This is a genomic window from Neomelitea salexigens DSM 19753 (assembly GCF_000422345.1).
In the GTDB taxonomy this organism is placed as follows: Bacteria; Pseudomonadota; Gammaproteobacteria; order Pseudomonadales; family Spongiibacteraceae; genus Spongiibacter; species Spongiibacter marinus_A.
Genome location: NZ_AULP01000002.1, coordinates 130,025 through 147,113, shown reverse-complemented (window position 1 = coordinate 147,113; position 17,089 = coordinate 130,025). Strand labels below are relative to the sequence as shown.

Sequence of the window (17,089 nt, the reverse complement as noted above, 5' to 3'; positions counted from 1 at the left end):
GCATTACACCTGAAAGTGGCGAAGTTCGGCCGGACGCTGTTTGCTGTCGTAACCTTGTTCCCACAGCTCTGCTCCGTCTTTGCGAACAAAAACGACGCTAGTGGAACGGGTGCCGTAGACTGAACTTCGCACAAAGCGGCAGGACAACATCTGTTGTAGCTCGTCGTCACTGTCGACAGTGGGGCGGTCGTCTTGCATAAGCGTCAGCAAGGGTTTCGGGTCGTCGTGGCCAGCTGCTAACGGCTTGAAGTCGGCGAGCGCCAGATCCGTTTTTGCGCTGCGCGCCGTGTGTGGGATGTTGCCAATGCAGTGTATCCCTGCTTCCAAGTTGTTCCAGCCCGAAGAGATATTGTCGCTGTGCGCCAGGGTGCTGCCGTCAAAAGCGATAAAGTTGAAAGGGCGGTACTGGTATTTCTCTGTCTCTAATTCATCGAAAAACATTGAGCAGCTCTCGCCGCTATCGAGGAAGCGGCGAACCAGTTCGCCGCGACTTTGATCGCCGACTTCCCGATTGCGTAAGTTGGTAATGGCGGCGAAGCGCCCGTTGGTGCTTAAACCCAGCCAGCTGCCGCCGAATTGCTGATCCCGGCCAGCCAGAATGTGGGGTGCCTCTGGCCAAAAGTGCACTGGGAGGGTGGGGCGTTCAAAAAATTCGTCCCGGTTTGCGGCGATGGTCAGGGGGCGCGCTGACTGTGGCTGCCAAGACAGTAAAATTAAACACATGGCGGGTGGCACTTGAAATCAGGGCTGTCCATAATAGCAGGCTTTGTGGCGGAGAGCTGGCGTGACAGTTGTTCTTATCTATCTCGCTGTTGGTGCGCTGGCAGGCCTGTCTGCGGGGTTGTTTGGGGTGGGCGGCGGTCTGGTGATTGTGCCGGCGCTGATCTACTGCTTCGCACTGCAGGGGGTGTCATCGCTGGTTGCGGTTCAGCTGGCGGTGGGCACATCGCTGGCCAGTATTGTGTTCACTTCTGTCAGCTCTGTAAGGGCGCATCAGCGTCACGGCAACGTTGATTGGCCAACCTGGCGACTGCTGGCACCCGGTATTGCGATTGGTGTGGTGGGCGGCGTTGCCCTCGCGGCCTCTCTGCCCGGTGAACGCCTCAAATTGGTGTTTGGTATTTTTGCTCTGTTGATCGCTGCGCAAATGGCATTTGGGTTATCGCCACCAGCCGACCGGCAGTTGCCGGCTCGCCCACAAACGGCGCTGGCCGGCGGCTTTATCGGCTTCTTGTCGGCGCTGTTTGGCATTGGTGGTGGTTCACTAACCGTGCCTTTTCTCACTTGGTGCAACGTGAAGATGCAGCGCGCGGTGGCGACATCTGCTGCCTGCGGCTTACCCATTGCCATTGTCGGTGCGCTGACAAATATTGTTGCCGGTTATGGGCACCCAGAGCTGCCTGCGTGGTCTAGTGGTTTTGTGTATTGGCCGGCGTTGCTGGCGATCATCCTGTGCAGTACTCCCTGCGCTAAATTGGGCGCTAATCTGGCTCAGAAACTACCTGCTCGTCGGCTAAAGCAAGCTTTTGCATTATTTCTGCTCGCCGTTGGCAGTCACTTTATATACGGAGCTCTTTAATATGCTCAGGCATCCAGATATCGACCCCGTTGCCGTTCAGCTGGGGCCACTGGCGATACATTGGTACGGCCTGATGTACCTGGCGGGTTTTGCCGCGGCTTGGTACATCGGCAAAATGCGCTGCAGACAGCCCTGGAGTCCGCTGAAGGAGGATCAGTTGGAAGATCTGATTTTCTATGGGGCGCTGGGGGTCATTCTCGGTGGTCGGTTTGGCTATGTGGTGTTTTACAATTTCGAACAATTTCTCGCCGACCCGCTTTGGCTTTTCCGTATTTGGGAAGGGGGAATGGCATTTCACGGCGGGTTCTTGGGTGTCGTGCTTGCCATTGCGATCTATGCCAAGCGTATTGATGTGTCGATCTATGCGCTGTGGGACTTTATTGCTCCCTTGGTTCCCATTGGCTTGGGCCTTGGGCGCATTGGCAACTTCATCGGTCAGGAGCTTTGGGGGCGGCCAACCGACAGCGCGATCGGGATGCTCTTTCCGCGCGACCCCAGTCAGTTGCCGCGCCATCCGTCGCAGCTTTACCAGTTTGCGTTAGAGGGCGTGTTGCTGTTTTTGATCGTGTTCCTTTATACCCGCAAGCAGCGTCCCCGGTTGGCGCCCGGCGCACTCTTTGTGCTGTGCTACGGCATTTTCAGATTTATAGTGGAGTTTTTCCGCGAGCCCGATGGCCATATCGGCTTCGATGCGCTGGGCTGGGTGACGCGCGGGCAGTTATTGTCGCTGCCGATGATTGCGGTGGGTTTGGGTGTGTTGATCTACGCCTACCGTCGAGACAGAGTGCAAGGATAGGGTTATGCAACAGTATTTAGACTTATTGCGCGATGTGCGTGACAACGGCGTGGATAAAGGTGACCGCACCGGAGTGGGAACGCGCTCGGTATTTGGTCGCCAGCTGCGCTTTGATCTGCAGGCGGGCTTTCCGTTGTTAACCACCAAGAAGGTGCACCTTCGCAGTATTATTTACGAGTTGATTTGGTTCTTAAATGGCAGTTGTGACAACAACTGGCTACGCGAGCGCGGGGTGACGATCTGGGACGAGTGGGCGCTGGAGGATGGCGACCTGGGGCCGATCTATGGCAAACAGTGGCGAAGCTGGGCCTGCCCAGATGGGTCGACCATTGACCAGATTAGTGAAGTGGTGGATATGATCCGTCGCAAACCGGACTCACGGCGTTTGCTGGTGAATGCCTGGAACCCGGCTGACCTCCCCGATGAGTCAGTGAGCCCTCAGGACAATGTGCGTGCTGGGCGTGCCGCGCTGCCGCCGTGTCACACCTTGTTCCAGTTTTATGTCGCCAATGGCCGTTTGTCTTGTCAGCTCTACCAGCGCAGCGCCGATTTATTCCTCGGGGTGCCCTTTAATATCGCCAGCTATGCCCTGCTGACACACATGATTGCCCAGCAGTGTGATCTGGATGTTGGCGAGTTTGTGCACACCTTTGGCGACTGCCACCTCTATCAAAACCATCTCACCGATGAGATTGTCGAAGAGCAATTGCGTCGCCAGCCTCGCGCGCAGCCAACGCTGCGCATCAATCGTCGTCCGGCGTCGATCTTCGATTATGACTTTGCCGACTTCGAGTTCGAGGGCTATGACCCCTACCCAGCCATTAAGGCTCCCATTGCCATATAAAAGGACGTGTTAATGCCGATAGCTGTTGCACACATTGTCGCCTTGAATCGCCAGCGAGTCATTGGGGTGGAAAACCGCCTGCCGTGGCATCTGCCTGCCGATTTGAAGCACTTTAAAGCGCTAACTATGGGCAAGCCCATTATCATGGGGCGCAAAACCTGGGAGTCTATCGGCCGCCCTTTGCCTGGGCGTGAAAATATTGTTGTGACTCGCCAGCAAGGCTACGGTGCGACGGGAGCCAAGGTTTGCGCATCACTTGAAGACGCGCTGCATGCTGCCCGTGAAAGCGCTGAGCGCGACGGCCTTGATGAGATTTTCGTTATCGGCGGCGAGACGCTCTACCGCCAGAGCTTAACTAGCGTTGACCGCGTTTACGTCACGGAAGTGGCCGCAGAGGTTGATGGCGATGCTTTCTACCCTGAACTCGATGAGCGGGACTGGGGTGAGGTGTCTCGGCAAAACTTCGCTGCGGAAGAGGGCGCCCCAGCCTACGCCTTCGTCAATTATCAGCGTCGCGCGCTGTAAGGGTTTTGTTGGTGTTTTTAAAAGGGATGTGCTAATCACTTTCATTGCGAGAGTGTTACCTGGCGGCTCTAATCTGTTACCATAAACTACGTATCGGTAACAATTATTCCTTACGCATTTTCCCTAACTTTTATATTACGAAACATTTAGCTTTCTCGTTGATTCTTGCGAAAGCCCGTGATTAAAATAAGTCCCGCTGTATGAAAGCACGGTCTTGCGACTGGCCGTACGGCTGACAGAAGATAATAAGCTCTGCTTTCACTAAACGTCCCAAATAGGAAAAGCAATTCCCATGAAAATGCATCGATTGAAATCAATCGCGCTGGCGGTCGCCGCGACTGCAGGTGTGCTGGCTGCATCGTCTGCTTATTCAGCTGAGCAAGATGCCGCTGCTGCGCCCGCTAAGCCCGCTAAACCCCTTATTCCTGTGAGTGCTATCGTCAAAGTTGGCGAACAGCGCACCAAGTCTGCCAAGGCTTCTCAGGTTCGTATTGACCGCCTGGCTGCAGAAACTGGCGATTTGCTTCAAGACTACAAAACAGTGATGAAGCAGGTCGACGGCCTTCGCGTCTACAACGCGCGTTTGGAAAAACAGATCGCTGGTCAATTGCGTCGTATCGCAAGCCTGGAAAAAGCGGTTGACGAAGCAACGATCATTCAGCGCCAAATCGATCCACTGATTCAGCGTATGATCGACGGCCTGGAGCAATTCGTTGAGTTGGATGTTCCTTTCCACCTCGAGGAGCGCAAAGAGCGTATCGAATTCCTGCGCAACAACCTGGATCGCTCTGATATCACCATCGCTGAAAAATTCCGTCAGGTTCTTGAAGCCTACAAAATCGAGAACGAGTACGGCCGCAAAATTGACAGCTACAAAGGCGTAGCGACCGTCAACGGTGCTGAGCGCGATGTTAACTTCCTCCGTATCGGCCGCATCGGTCTGCTTTACCAAACTACCGATGGCAAAGTGTCGGGCGCTTGGGACAAGACCCAAGGCACATGGACTGAACTGGATGCTGGCGACTACCGTGGCGCTATCCAGAAAGGCTTGCGTATCGCTCGTAAGCAGGCGTCCATCGATATCATGAAACTCCCGATTCCGGCTCCGGAGGCTGCTAAATAATGAAACGTAATCTGTTGAAAGCTGCCGTACTGGCTATCGGTGGCACTATCGCTCTGGCATCAAGCCCCGTGATGGCTCAAGAAGCCAAGTCACTGGATGAACTGCTGCAAATGGTTAAGCAAGGTCGCGCAAGCGACGCGCGTGAGCAAAAAGCTCGCGAGCAGCGTTTCAAAAACGCTCGCTACGACCAGCAGAAAATGCTGAAAGAAGCTGAAAAAACCCTGGCTGATGAAGAGAAGCGCTCTTCTGAGCTGGAAAACACCTTCGAAGAAAACGAAACCGTCCTGACCGAGAAGCAGCGTCAGTTGAAAGAGCGTTTGGGTACGTTGACCGAGCTGTTTGGTCACCTGACCTCTACTGCCGGCGACCTGCGTTCTAACTTCCAGACGTCGATCATCAGCGTTCAATTCCCCAATCGTGAGCAGTTCGTTGATGACCTGATCTCGAAGATGTCCGGCGCTGAAGAGCTGCCAAGCATCGAGGAAATTGAGCGTATTTGGTTTGAGCTTCAGCGCGAAATGACTGAATCAGGCCGAGTGGTGAAATTCCAAACTGAAGTGACTACTGCTGCTGGTGAGAAAACTCAGCAAGAGGTGGTACGTGTTGGTACCTTCAACCTCGTAAACAGCGACGGCGAATACCTGCAGTACATTTCAGAAAATGGCACTGTTGCAGTGTTGGCACGTCAGCCTAAAGGCCCCTACATGGGTTGGGCTAACGAGTTGGCATCAACAACTTCAGGCGTAACGCCTTTCGGTGTTGACCCCACTGGTCCTTCGGGCGGTTCATACCTGGCTGCACTGATCGATAGCCCAACGCTGACTGAGCGCTGGCACCAAGGTGGCGTGGTTGGTTACGTAATCACTGCAGTGGGTGTATTGGCTATGCTGATCGCTATCTGGCGCCTGATTGTTCTGACCATCGAAGATATGAAGGTCAACAGCCAGCTCAAGAGCAAAACTGCTAATGACAACAACAGCCTGGGCCGTGTTCTGAAAGTACACGAAGACAATCCAAGTATGGATGCGGAAACACTCGAGCTGAAACTGTCAGAAGCTATTCTGAAAGAAACACCACGTTTGGAGCGCTCTCTGAACTTGCTGAAGATCATCGCTGCGGTAGCGCCGCTGCTGGGTCTTCTGGGTACCGTAACCGGTATGATCATCACCTTCCAAGCTATCACCATCTTTGGTGCGGGCGATCCGAAGGCAATGGCCGGTGGTATCTCTGGTGCTCTGGTAACGACCGTACTGGGTCTGGTTGTCGCCATCCCGACTGTACTGCTGCACACGTTTGTTAGCGGTCGCGCTAAGAAAATCCTGCATGTGCTTGATGAGCAATCGACTGGCATTATCGCCGAACACACAGAAGGGCGCGCGGGGTAACTAAGCGATGTACCAACTGAATGAATGGATCGAGATCATACGGCGATTTATGGAAGCCGGTGGGCCTGTACTGAACTACATTGCCCTCCTGACCTTCGTCATGTGGACTCTCGCTATTGAACGGGTTTGGTATTACAAGTTCGGGCTGTCGAAAGACGTGAATAACGCTATCAACACCTGGGAAGCGCGCAGTGAGCGCAAATCCTGGAATGCCAAGCAGATTCGCGAAAAATTGATCTCAGAGGTTTCTCTGCAGATCAATGCGAGTCTGCCAATGATTCAGACCATGGTGGCGCTTTGTCCGCTGCTGGGTCTGTTGGGCACGGTCACAGGCATGATCGAAGTCTTTAATATCATGGCAGTGACCGGTGGTGGCGATGCTAAATCGATGGCCGGCGGTGTTTCAAAAGCAACAATTCCGACAATGGCTGGAATGGTTGCCGCTCTTTCAGGCGTATTCATCAATACTTATATAAAAGGTATTGCGGAGCGCGAAAGCGAGCTTTTGGAAGACCATCTGACAACCGATCATTAAGAGAACAGTTATGAGAAAGCATAGCAAAGCAGGTGCTGAGGAAAACTCCTCCGAGATCGACCTGACGCCGATGCTCGACGTGGTCTTCATCATGTTGATCTTCTTTATCGTCACAGCGTCGTTCATCAAAGAAGCCGGTGTCGAGGTGAATCGCCCCGAGGCCTCAACGGCCAGCAAGAAAGAAAATGTGAATATTCTGATTGCTGTTACTGGTACTAATGAAATCTGGATCGACAAGCGTCGTGTCGACAAGCGAGCAGTGCGCTCGGTTGTTGAGCGTATGCATGCCGAAAACCCAAAAGGTGCTGTTGTTATTCAGGCTGATAAAGCCTCGAATACCGAAACGGTTACTGCGGTTATCGACGCCAGCCGAGCGGCCGGCGTATACGATGTTTCATTGGCCACTGAAGACAGCTGATCAATTATGAATATTCGACTCCTGATCGGTGCCGCATTGGCATTTGTGGTGACAGCAGCGCTGTTCATCATAATGCCATATCTGATCGAGTCAGCTGACAAGACGTTGGACGAGAAGCCGCGTACTAAGTTGGCCGACATTCAGATGCCGGACACCGAAATCGAAACAATGAAAGACGCAAAGCCGGATAAGCCCAAACAACCGGAAGAGCCACCGCCGGATATGGAACAGCCGGAGATGGAAGATGTGAACCCGGACATTGAGGTCGTTAATATGGCGCCTCAACAGAGCCTGCAAATGACCAACACTGCTGGTGGTTTGTCGGCGTCCGATGGTGAATATCTGCCTATCGTTAAAGTTGCGCCAATCTATCCGCGCCGCGCGCAAAGCCGAGGTGTTGAAGGCTACTGTACGGTTGAGTACACCGTAACGAAAGCCGGTACCACGCGCGATATCGCCCCCGTGGATTGTAGCCCTCCGGGTTACTTCGAGCGCTCATCAATCAAAGCTGCCCAGAAGTTTAAATATAAGCCTCGGGTGGTAGATGGCGAGCCGATCGAAGTACCGGGGATCCAGAACCGCTTCACCTTTGAGTTGGAGAAATGATGTCTGATTATCACGTGAGCACAAAAGTCGTGCGCCCGGTGCTGGTCAAGCTGGCATGTTCCCTCAGCTTGGGTGTAGCAGCGGTACTGGCTACCCCGGTTGCTAGCAATTTGGTGGCCCCCGCTCTGCAAATGGACGGCGTAAATATCGTCCACGCCGCGGAGAAAAAGGAAAAGCCGCGGCGCAGCACGCGTCGTACGCCGGCCATTCGCGCCAAGATATTTGAGAAGCTGAACGAAGCTCAGATGGCTGCTGATGAAAAGCGGTATTCTGAGGCAATCCAGATGCTCAATGCCTTGCGCGACAAAGAGGGTCGGGGTTCTTTGAACAGCTACGAGCTGGCAAACCTGTACAACATGTACGCCTTCATCTATTTCACCCAAGAGAAATACGAGCAGGCATTGAATGCCTACCGTAATGTGGTGAAGCAGCCGGATATCCCGGAAGCGATGGAGCTGAATACCAAGTACACCATTGCCCAGCTGTATTTCGTTAAAGAAGACTACAAAAACGGCGTGAAAGTGCTGCTGGAGTGGTTCAAAGCGAAGAAGGAGCTGCAGGAAGAGCCGGGTGCGGGTGCTTATGCACTGCTGGCCCAGGGCTATTACCAGCTTAAGGATTTGACTCGTGCCCTCAAGTATATTGAGGTAGCGATCAACGACTACAAATCCCGAGGCAAGGTGCCCAAGGAGCAGTGGTGGGGACTGCAACGCTACCTTTACTACGAGAAGAACAACATCAACAAGGTTGTCGATATTCTCGAAGAGACGCTGAAGCACTACCAGAAGAAGGCCTACTGGCTGCAACTTTCTGCCATGTATAACGAGCAGAAGCGTGAAATGGCGGCAACGGCCACCATGGAAGCGGCCTATGAGCAAGGCTTGCTGGAGAAGGATAAAGAGCTGATCAATATGGCTTACTTGTTCCTTTCTCAGGAAGTGCCTTACAAAGCAGCGAAGGTGTTAGATAAAGGTATTAAGTCAGGTGCGATTCCTGCTACCTCCAAAAACCTTGAGCTGCTCGGTAACTCATGGCGCCAGTCGCAAGAAGTTAAGCGTGCGATTCCGGTAATGGAAAAAGCGGCGGCCAAGTCCGACAAGGGCGAGCTGTGGTCACGCTTAGGTAGCATCTACCTGGACAACGACGAGTTCGAAAAGGCTGCGAAAGCGATAGAAAATGCCTTCAAGAAAGGTAATCTAAAGCGTCCAGATACTGCGAACCTTGTGCTTGGTATGGCCCGCTTTAACTTGCAGAACTATGAAGGTGCGCGTAAAGCTTTCAAACAAGCGTTGAAAGACGAGCGGTCAAAAGGCTATGCGTCGCAGTGGATTAAGTTTATGGATCGCGAGCTGGCTCGTCAGGCGGCGTTGAAAGACGACATCTGATATATCTGGCATGATTCGTTAAAAGGCACCGTAAGGTGCCTTTTTTTTGCCTGGACGATGCCAACAGCCGAAGCGGCCGCTATAGTCAGGGTATGGCCGCGAGGAATTCCTTTTTGAAAACAGCGTTGTATATTCTGCTTACCTTTCTGTTCTGCAGTGCTGCAGCGGTGGTGGCGGGAGAGACGTTGCCAGCCTCCTCGCCCCCGAGCTTTATCGAGCGGACAATGGAAAGTGCGGAAGCGACCAGGGACCAATGGTCCGAAAATTGGGTGGTTTTCGCTGAAAATGTCGATCGCTATCTAAGCAACGAAGATACCGCGGAAGATTACAACAACGAAAGCTATTTAAAGCTGCAATTGCGGCAAACTATCGGCGAGCGCGGCGAGCTAGAAAGCGATGTACGCCTTCGTGCGAAGGTGGACCTGCCCAATACAAAGCGAAAGACGAAGCTGTTTTTTAACAGTGATGCCGATGCAAACAACCCGCTGGAAGAGCGGGTGCGTGGCGGCTCAAGCGGCGAGCGTCCGAGTCGCGAGGAATCGGTGACCGGCCTTGAAATATCTCCTCTGTCAGAGTGGCATCATTGGAAGCGGAGTGCGCGTATTGGTATTCGTGTGCGAACCCCACTGGTGCCCTTCGCTCGTCTTCGCCTTAGACGGCCGTTCTCCGATTGGGGTGAGTGGCAGCGTGAGTTCCAGCAGGAGTTTTGGTGGTTTCGTGATAAGGGGTGGGGGGAGTCGACGGAATATACGATGAGTCGGCCGCTGGGGGAGCGTTACCGCCTACGCTACTTCACGGGACTGGAGTTTGAAGACCGAAACGATTTTTTTGAAAACGTCCAGTTGTTGTCACTGTCGTACCGCATCAATGAGCGCGAGTCGATGGAATACCGCCTCGGTGGCTTTGCGAACAATGAGCACCGCAGTCGCCTGACGGCGTACTTTGTTGGCGCTAACTACCGTAACCAAATACATGAGGACTGGGTGTATTTCACGGTCAGTCCCGAGTTGTATTTTGCACGAGATGAGGGCTGGGATGCCGAAGCTAGCTTAACATTTCGTCTGGATGTGTTTTTCTCTGAGTAGCGCGTGTCTTCGACCGCCGACACTTCTCTGAACAATACCTAACCGACGGCCAGTCGCGCTGCCATTTCTTCCTCCATGAGAAGGGACGATTGCAAACGACGCATATCTTTTCTGGAAGCTGCTCCTTGCGGTGAGTCATAGGAATGGACGATTCCCCCTGATGTGTTTATCGCTACCATTCCTCGTCACTACACAGTTTACATCTGAGATAACAAAAATAAGGATTGATAACATGGGTGCTCAGCAACAGCGGCAAGTTTTATTTCACGGCCTGATTATTCTTCTTTTAGGGCTTTTGGCCGGAATTGGATTTTCAGTTGCCGCGACGGGGCCTCAGGACGCGCCTGCCTACGGCGTGTGGCGCTTTGCGCATATGGAAGGCTTGATGAATGGCTTGCTGGTCATCGCCATTGCTGCGGCTTGGCCGGCAATATACCGCGAGGGCAGTGTGCTTAGCGTGGCGCGTTGGGGGCTAATTGTCGGCTGCTACGCAAATATCATCGGGCCGCTGATCAACGCCTTGTTTGTTACCAAGCGCTTAATCGTCCCCGAAACCGCCTTGGAGGCGTTCATTGTCTACGGTTTCTATATTCCGGGGACGATTCCGCTCCTCGCGCTACCCGTATTTATCTATGCCGTCGCGGCAAACAAGCGGAGCTGACATTTTCAGTAACGGGTGCAGTGAATCCCCTGGGGGCTCTCGATGGTTCCCACACATTCGTTGCAGTGAACGCAGCGACTCTTAAAACCGGCATCGCGCGCGCTGCGATTTGGTAATTCGGGGTCGCTCAATAGGCTGCGCCCAAGCTGAATAAAGTCAAAGCCCGCGTTCATCAGGTCGGCGAAATTATCATTCCCGGTTGCGCCGCCAATGTACACTAGCTGGCAGTTAACAGCCTCGCGAATGCGTTTTGCTTGCTCGAGAAAATAGAGATCCGTGTAGGGATAATCGCGAAACATCGACTTTCCTGCCAGCCGCAGAATAAGCCGCATCAGCAGGCTTTTCTCTGTCGCGAGCATCGTAGGCAGCATATTATCGCCACGGAACATTAGCATTGGGTTCATCGTGCTGGTGCCGCCACTGCAGACGATGGCATCAATACCGGCCCTGTCGAGCATTTGACTAATTACAACCGAGTCGTCGTAATGGATCCCGCCGCGTACGCCCTCTGACATACTGATCTTGCCGAGTATAGGAAAGGTGTCGCCAACCGCTTCGCGAACCGCAGCAAGTACCCGCAATGGCAGTCGCATGCGATTTTCCAAACTGCCGCCATATTCATCTTGGCGCTTATTGGTTTTTGGACTGATAAATTGGCAAAGGCCATAGCCGTGGCCAAAGTGGATCTCCAGCGCGTCGAAACCCACAGACTTCATAAATTGCGCAGCATCGCGGTACTGATCCACCATGTCATCGATATCTTGGGTGGACATCGCATCGGCGAAGAACATGCCGTGACTTAGGCCTAAGCCATTAATTGCGAAGCTTGGGCCCAGCGGCCGGCGGCGTTGTAGCTCGCGATTCTTGGAAAACCCGCCGCAATGCCCCATTTGCCCTGAGACTTTTGTACCGCGTTCATGCAATGACTGGATCAGCGACGTGAGGGGCTCGCGGATACCTTCGTGCATGTACATCATATTTTCATTGAGTCGGCCGTCGGCAGTCACCGCGCAATAGCCGAGTGTTGTCATGGCAATGCCGCCATCCGCCAGGCGCTGGTGAAACCCACTTAACGCCGAGCCCGGCATCCCCAAGGGGGTCATATTTTCGAAGGTGCCTGCTTTGATAAGTCGGTTTTTTAACTCGAGGCCATTGATCTTGGCGGGCGAGAAACACTTTTCCAGCGAAGTGAGGCTGTCGAGGGGGGGGTGGGTCGGATTCATGGCGGACTCGGTCAAATAATTATATGTAATAACGCTACATATCATCTTTGCAAAAAGCAAGCTACACTGTGCACCGCTATTAAGAGGGTAGAGTATTGGTTCAAAAACAGCGCCGCACGCAGGCCCAGCGACGGGAAGAGACCCAGTCAAAAGTCCTGGCCTGTGCTCGTCAACAATTCGGTGAAAAAGGCTATTCCACCACGGCGTTGGAGGATATTGCCCGGGAGGCCGGAACAACCATCCGCCCCATCTATCACTACTTTGGCAACAAGGAAGCCCTCTTCGAGGCGGTCGCCGAGTCTTACGAGGCAGAACTACTCGCCACCCTTCAGGCACCGTCGGAAAATGGCGGTGACGCTGGACTGGCAGAATCGTGGCAGCGATTTATGGCGCTCTGCGATCAGCCGGGCTTTGTTCAGGTCGTGCTGCTGGATGCGCCCCACATTCTGGGTCGCGAACGACTGCGCCGCAGTGCTGTGGTGCTGGAAGCACAGCGGCGTCTCGACGAGATGTGGCCGGAGCGCGAGCTTTCCGACAGCGATAGAGAGCTCTACGCCAGAATGCTTCTGGCAGCGTTGACCGAAGCAGCGCTAATGCGCGGGGAGCGCAGTGACTACGATAGCAGTGCGGCGCTTCAACCCCTGCTGCAAGCGTTAGACAATGTCTGATGCCCCGGTGGCTGTTATAATTTGTTCCCCTGATTGACCGTATACTGGCCTGCAGTTAATGAAGTTACCTCAAGCATTACTCTTCGCCATGCAACGGCGAGCTGAGCGTCATATGGACACGCCTCCCTCAAAGTGCATTGGTGAGCGCTACCTGACGCGCTGGCATCTGCTGCCTAAAAACCGCGTGTTCAATGTATACCTTCACCACGTCCAAGAAGATGACCCGGACAGCCGCCTTCACGATCACCCTTGGCTGTTCAATATTTCTATCGTATTACGAGGGCGTATTTCAGAGACCCAGCCCAATGCAGAGCGCGTACTTGAGCAGGGCTCTGTGACGGCACGGATGTCCAGAGCGCCACACCGTTTGGCCTTGCTCTCCGATGATAGTCTCACCTTATTTATCACCGGGCCGAAAGTTCGCCGCTGGGGCTTCTACACAGAGAAAGGTTGGGTTGACAGCCGCCGTTACCTCCAGGCTGATGGGAACGGGCGAAACGTCAATCGCGGTGCCGAAAGCCATTGAGCCTAGGTTGTTTGCTGGCTCTCGAGAAGCTCTTCAAGAGATTTGCGTGTAAATGGCTTCGCTAGCCAATCATCAAAGCCGATTGCGGACGCTGACTCCTGGGCATCAGTGGTGACGTCTGCAGAGGCGGCTATGATACGAGTATTGTTGTAGTTCGCGTTTGCACGAATTTCCCTGGCTGCTGTAAAACCATCCATGATGGGCATGTGAATATCCAATAACACCAAGTCATAGTGACGAGTGGCCATCGCGTCCAGTGCCTCCTGACCATTGTTGACGATGGTGTAATCGGCGTACCCCAATTTTTTTAGCATTGCATCAACCACAATTTGATTGGGCACGGTGTCCTCGGCGATGAGGATGCTTAGTCGTCGACTCCCCTGAGCATTGGAGCCGCTGAGTTGCGGCGCTTGATAAGGGGCTAATTTCTTCCACAGTCGTAAAGGGCTAGTGATATCCGGTAGGTGCTTGTTCAAAAGTGTCTTTATATGTCCCTCGCCGTTATCGTAGAAGATTGCAATGCCGCTATCGTCGGGTGGTAGCGTTTGCATTTGCAGTCCCTGCTGATACGCCAGCCATGAGGCGGTGCATTGCAAATGTGCGTCGTTACTAAACAGCGTGAGTGTTCCTCCGGACTTGGGAGGAGTTAGGTCTGCGGCCTCTAACTGCAGGCTGCATGTGAAGCAAGAGCCCTCGCCGACCGTGCTGGTCGCGGAAATGTCGCCGCCCATTGCTGAGCAGATTTGCTGGCAAATAGCCAACCCGAGCCCTGATCCGCCAAAACGGCGGGTGGTGGAGGGGTCGGCTTGGGTGAACGCGTTGAATAATGTCGGCAGTCTCTCTGGTGGAATACCGATGCCGGAGTCGCTCACGTTAAAGTGAAGGGTGCCCAGCGGCGATTGGCTTTGATCCCATCGAAATGACAATACGACCTTTCCAGAAGCAGTGAACTTAACGGCGTTGCTCAATAAGTTGAGAAGCAACTGCCGAATTTTGTGGCTATCACCTATTAGTGTGTGAGGAATGTAGCTGTCGCAGCTGGCGACCAAATGAATATCTTTCTCTGCTGATTTCAGCGCCACTAGGTCTAAAGCCTCCTCGCAGAGTTGGGCAAGCTGAAATTCATGGCGCTCTAATTCAATGGCTTGGCTTTCTAGCCGCGCTAGGTCAAGAACGTCGTTAATAACGGACAATAGCGCGTTGCCACCGTTGCAAATGGTGTCTAGGCAAAGTCGCTGTTCTTCATCGAGAGCTGTGGTCTCCAGTACAGAGCTCATGCCGATAATCGCGTTCAAGGGCGTGCGGATTTCGTGTGACATGTTAGCCACGAAGCGCGTGCGGGCTTCCGACAGGTCCTCTGCCTCCTGCTTGGCGCGAAGGATGGCCTGTGTTGCCTGCCAGCGTTCGTCTATATCAATAAGTGCACCAGTGAAGTCGTGCTCTTGATCAATCCGCGATAGCAGCAGTTCTACTTTTCGCCATTCGCCGTTGTAATCCTTTAGACGTAGCTCTTGTCGGGTTGTACTGCTGCCCCGTCGCGCTTCATCTCGCGCACTGAGTAATAGGGGAATATCGTCGGTATGGATGAATTCCTTTAGATTTTTGTGCTCGCCTTCCCCAAAGTAGTGCCCGGTCATGCCGCTCCAAGCGGGGTTGGCGTAGTAGAGGTCTAGATTCTCATCGGCATGAAAGATTGCTTCGCTTACTGAGTTGAGTATGGTTCTGTGGTGCCGCTCACTATCTTTGAGGCGCTTTTCATTGGCTTTGCGTTCGCTTACCTCACGCTCTATGGCAATAAAGTTAATAAGGTTGCCCGCATCATCCTTAATAGGCGTACAGTCGATAGCAAGCCAATAGGGCACGCCCTGGCGGTTATAGTTGACGACTTCGACATTGAACCCCTCGCCGTTGGCAAGTCCCTTGCGCATCTCACGGATGGTTTCTTCCTTCGTTTCTGGACCCTGAAGGAATTTTCCCGGTGATTTGCCTCTTACTTCATGAAGGTAGAAGCCGGTAATTTTTTCAAAGCTTTCATTTACCCATTCCACATGCCCCTGCGCATCGGTAATCACAACGAGGTTGTCAGTGCGGCTTGCAACGAGAGACAGTTTTCGGGCTTGCTCTCGGCTTTGCTCGAGCGCCTCCATCGTATGACGTTGTTCAGTCACATCGTATAAAGAGCCGTACCAATCGGATTCTTTTTTCTTGGCTCGCAGGTGAAAGTACCTGATATCGCCGAAGCGGCTCGTCATGACAATCTCGCAGTCGAGGTCTTCCTTTTTGTGAAGGCCTTCGCTAACGCGAAGTATTGAATCGTGATCGTCGAGATACGCCGCGAACCTATTGCCTACGCTGACGTTGACTGGCCACCCGATTTTTCTCTCCCAGGCATCATTGAGTAACTTGAATACGCCATTTTCGTCACAGCGAAAAACAATCTCTTCCAATAGATTGGTAAGGAGTTCAAAATCTCGCTGCTTGGCGGCAAGCTCTTCCACCATCTTGTTTTGCAATAGCAGTTGGAGCTCATTGTTTGACGGGCCCATGGCGTGTTCTCTAGTTCTCATTAAGCTGCTAATAGTTGTTGAGAATTAATTACTCGACCGTAAAGTGGGAATACATGCTCGCAATAAAACTCTTGTTCAAATACGGTTCGGCTCGATGTGCAGTTCTCCAATACGCCGACACCAAAACCAAGCTCAGCTGCGTGCCGTCCCGTAGAGTCTATGCAGATCGAGGTCACGGTTCCCGCGAGCAACACTTGGGTAATATTCTTTTGTCGGAGTAGCTTTTCTAGTGCCGTGTTTGAAAACGCATCGAGCCCGCGTTTACCCGCTACCTCTGTTATTAAATCTGTATACGGCGCCAGCTCTTCAATCGTTTCCGAGCCATGAGTCCCGGCTTTAAAGGCTTGAACCTCTTTAATGGTTTGCAGGATGCCGACGGGGTTTTCAAGCTCTTCATAGCTCTCGGTAAAATGAATGGGGGTAGATATGACGCATCCGAAGCGATCACCCACGTTCTCTAACAATTCTAGAGTATTCTCTAACACTCCGCTTACCCGCGATGATTCCTCTATCACGCTATGCAGAATGCCCGTTTTAGAAAAGTAGTCGTTTTGAAAGCCGATAAGTATTAATGCAGTCGAAGAAAGGTCCACCGGATTGCGCTCCTATAAAGTGTCTCAACTTGTTTCGCAATATGACGAGCAAAGGACATGCCAGGGATTTTCTGACGATAAGTCATTGTTTTAACCGGCATTCCATTCTTTTTTGCTGATTTTTAGCAATTTGCCTTGCATAAAGAAAACTATTTTGCGTTGCGTATTGCTTGGGGCGATCATCGCCGAGATTAACCGCGCTCAATGTCCTGGGAGAGCAGGTGCTGATAGGAAGGGGCTACTGACCGCGCTGCGCTCGCTGAGGTGGTTTAATTATTTAAGCCGGGGGCTCGTTGTTTCTCTTTATTAGTATTTTGTGTTTTTGCGCCTTAGTTGCTAACTCATTGAATTACTAAAGATAGTTTGTACAGAGGTGCCGTGTGCTGGGTTTGTTGGCTGCGACGTTAGCTTGTACGACTCCAGCTCTAGCCAGTAACGTCACTGTTGAGAATAAAAAGTGCTCTCCCGCGCCCGCGTCTGAGAGAGCTATATCGCAACACGTGGAACGACCGTCACTACGCCCTCATCGTGGTCCAGTCTCAAATACCCAGGCAGAAGAGCCCGTGTTGC

General features: G+C 52.9%; 19 protein-coding genes. 14 read left to right on the top strand and 5 right to left on the bottom strand.

Annotated features, from left to right (window positions below):
• Positions 1-3: 3 nt before the first annotated feature.
• Positions 4-723 carry an NRDE family protein gene (locus H573_RS16955; protein ID WP_051170993.1) on the bottom strand — a complete coding sequence of 240 codons (720 nt, stop codon included), beginning with the start codon at positions 721-723 and terminating at the stop codon, positions 4-6.
• 61 nt (positions 724-784) lie between these two features.
• Here H573_RS16955 and H573_RS0103995 point away from each other — a divergent pair, with 61 nt between their 5' ends.
• From H573_RS0103995 to H573_RS0103945, 11 genes are all read left to right on the top strand, one after another.
• Positions 785-1,579, top strand: a complete 795-nt coding sequence (locus H573_RS0103995; RefSeq protein WP_036255730.1) for a sulfite exporter TauE/SafE family protein — start codon at positions 785-787, stop codon at positions 1,577-1,579.
• A gap of 1 nt (position 1,580) precedes the next feature.
• Positions 1,581-2,375 (top strand): prolipoprotein diacylglyceryl transferase, encoded by a 795-nt coding sequence (lgt, locus tag H573_RS0103990; RefSeq protein WP_027873134.1) that lies wholly within the window; start codon positions 1,581-1,583, stop codon positions 2,373-2,375.
• Between the two features lie 4 nt (positions 2,376-2,379).
• Positions 2,380-3,219 (top strand): thymidylate synthase, encoded by an 840-nt coding sequence (locus tag H573_RS0103985; protein ID WP_027873133.1) that lies wholly within the window; start codon positions 2,380-2,382, stop codon positions 3,217-3,219.
• Positions 3,220-3,231: 12 nt separating this feature from the next.
• The gene (locus tag H573_RS0103980) at positions 3,232-3,744 is read left to right on the top strand and encodes a dihydrofolate reductase (RefSeq protein WP_036255728.1); all 513 of its coding nucleotides are present in this window, start codon (positions 3,232-3,234) and stop codon (positions 3,742-3,744) included.
• A gap of 292 nt (positions 3,745-4,036) precedes the next feature.
• Entirely contained in the window at positions 4,037-4,867 is an 831-nt protein-coding gene (locus tag H573_RS0103975) for a DUF3450 domain-containing protein (RefSeq protein ID WP_027873131.1), read from the top strand.
• The gene (locus H573_RS0103970) at positions 4,867-6,252 is read left to right on the top strand and encodes a MotA/TolQ/ExbB proton channel family protein (protein ID WP_027873130.1); all 1,386 of its coding nucleotides are present in this window, start codon (positions 4,867-4,869) and stop codon (positions 6,250-6,252) included. The genes H573_RS0103975 and H573_RS0103970 overlap by 1 nt, the downstream gene beginning before the upstream one ends.
• Positions 6,253-6,259: 7 nt before the next feature.
• Complete coding sequence (locus H573_RS0103965; RefSeq protein ID WP_027873129.1) at positions 6,260-6,787, top strand: MotA/TolQ/ExbB proton channel family protein; 528 nt, start codon at positions 6,260-6,262, stop codon at positions 6,785-6,787.
• Between the two features lie 10 nt (positions 6,788-6,797).
• Entirely contained in the window at positions 6,798-7,205 is a 408-nt protein-coding gene (locus tag H573_RS0103960; RefSeq protein ID WP_027873128.1) for an ExbD/TolR family protein, read from the top strand.
• A 6-nt stretch (positions 7,206-7,211) separates the two neighbouring features.
• Positions 7,212-7,811 carry an energy transducer TonB gene (locus H573_RS0103955; RefSeq protein WP_027873127.1) on the top strand — a complete coding sequence of 200 codons (600 nt, stop codon included), beginning with the start codon at positions 7,212-7,214 and terminating at the stop codon, positions 7,809-7,811.
• Complete coding sequence (locus H573_RS0103950) at positions 7,811-9,196, top strand: tetratricopeptide repeat protein (protein WP_027873126.1); 1,386 nt, start codon at positions 7,811-7,813, stop codon at positions 9,194-9,196. Before H573_RS0103955 ends, H573_RS0103950 begins: the two co-directional genes overlap by 1 nt.
• Before the next feature lie 113 nt (positions 9,197-9,309).
• Positions 9,310-10,281 (top strand): hypothetical protein, encoded by a 972-nt coding sequence (locus H573_RS0103945; protein ID WP_154653832.1) that lies wholly within the window; start codon positions 9,310-9,312, stop codon positions 10,279-10,281.
• Here H573_RS0103945 and H573_RS19255 read toward each other — a convergent pair.
• The gene (locus H573_RS19255) at positions 10,241-10,420 is read right to left on the bottom strand and encodes a DUF2256 domain-containing protein (RefSeq protein ID WP_084497911.1); all 180 of its coding nucleotides are present in this window, start codon (positions 10,418-10,420) and stop codon (positions 10,241-10,243) included. The two genes, H573_RS0103945 and H573_RS19255, sit on opposite strands and share 41 nt — an antisense overlap.
• Positions 10,421-10,513: 93 nt before the next feature.
• Here H573_RS19255 and H573_RS18805 point away from each other — a divergent pair, with 93 nt between their 5' ends.
• The gene (locus H573_RS18805; RefSeq protein WP_051170991.1) at positions 10,514-10,942 is read left to right on the top strand and encodes a styrene oxide isomerase; all 429 of its coding nucleotides are present in this window, start codon (positions 10,514-10,516) and stop codon (positions 10,940-10,942) included.
• Between the two features lie 5 nt (positions 10,943-10,947).
• Here the strand turns inward: H573_RS18805 and H573_RS0103935 are convergent, their stop codons facing one another.
• Positions 10,948-12,165 carry an NADH:flavin oxidoreductase gene (locus tag H573_RS0103935; RefSeq protein ID WP_051170989.1) on the bottom strand — a complete coding sequence of 406 codons (1,218 nt, stop codon included), beginning with the start codon at positions 12,163-12,165 and terminating at the stop codon, positions 10,948-10,950.
• 95 nt (positions 12,166-12,260) lie between these two features.
• On the opposite strand from H573_RS0103935, the gene H573_RS0103930 reads away from it, so the two are divergent.
• Together H573_RS0103930 and H573_RS16945 are read left to right on the top strand one after the other, a co-directional pair.
• Positions 12,261-12,833 carry a TetR/AcrR family transcriptional regulator gene (locus H573_RS0103930; protein WP_027873123.1) on the top strand — a complete coding sequence of 191 codons (573 nt, stop codon included), beginning with the start codon at positions 12,261-12,263 and terminating at the stop codon, positions 12,831-12,833.
• 58 nt (positions 12,834-12,891) lie between these two features.
• Entirely contained in the window at positions 12,892-13,359 is a 468-nt protein-coding gene (locus tag H573_RS16945; RefSeq protein WP_154653831.1) for a hypothetical protein, read from the top strand.
• Positions 13,360-13,361: 2 nt separating this feature from the next.
• Here the strand turns inward: H573_RS16945 and H573_RS0103920 are convergent, their stop codons facing one another.
• Both H573_RS0103920 and H573_RS0103915 read right to left on the bottom strand, forming a co-directional pair.
• Complete coding sequence (locus tag H573_RS0103920) at positions 13,362-15,905, bottom strand: PAS domain S-box protein (protein WP_027873122.1); 2,544 nt, start codon at positions 15,903-15,905, stop codon at positions 13,362-13,364.
• Positions 15,906-15,925: 20 nt separating this feature from the next.
• Positions 15,926-16,519: a cysteine hydrolase family protein gene (locus tag H573_RS0103915; RefSeq protein WP_027873121.1), complete on the bottom strand. Its 594-nt coding sequence runs from the start codon at positions 16,517-16,519 to the stop codon at positions 15,926-15,928.
• Between the last annotated feature and the right edge of the window lie 570 nt (positions 16,520-17,089).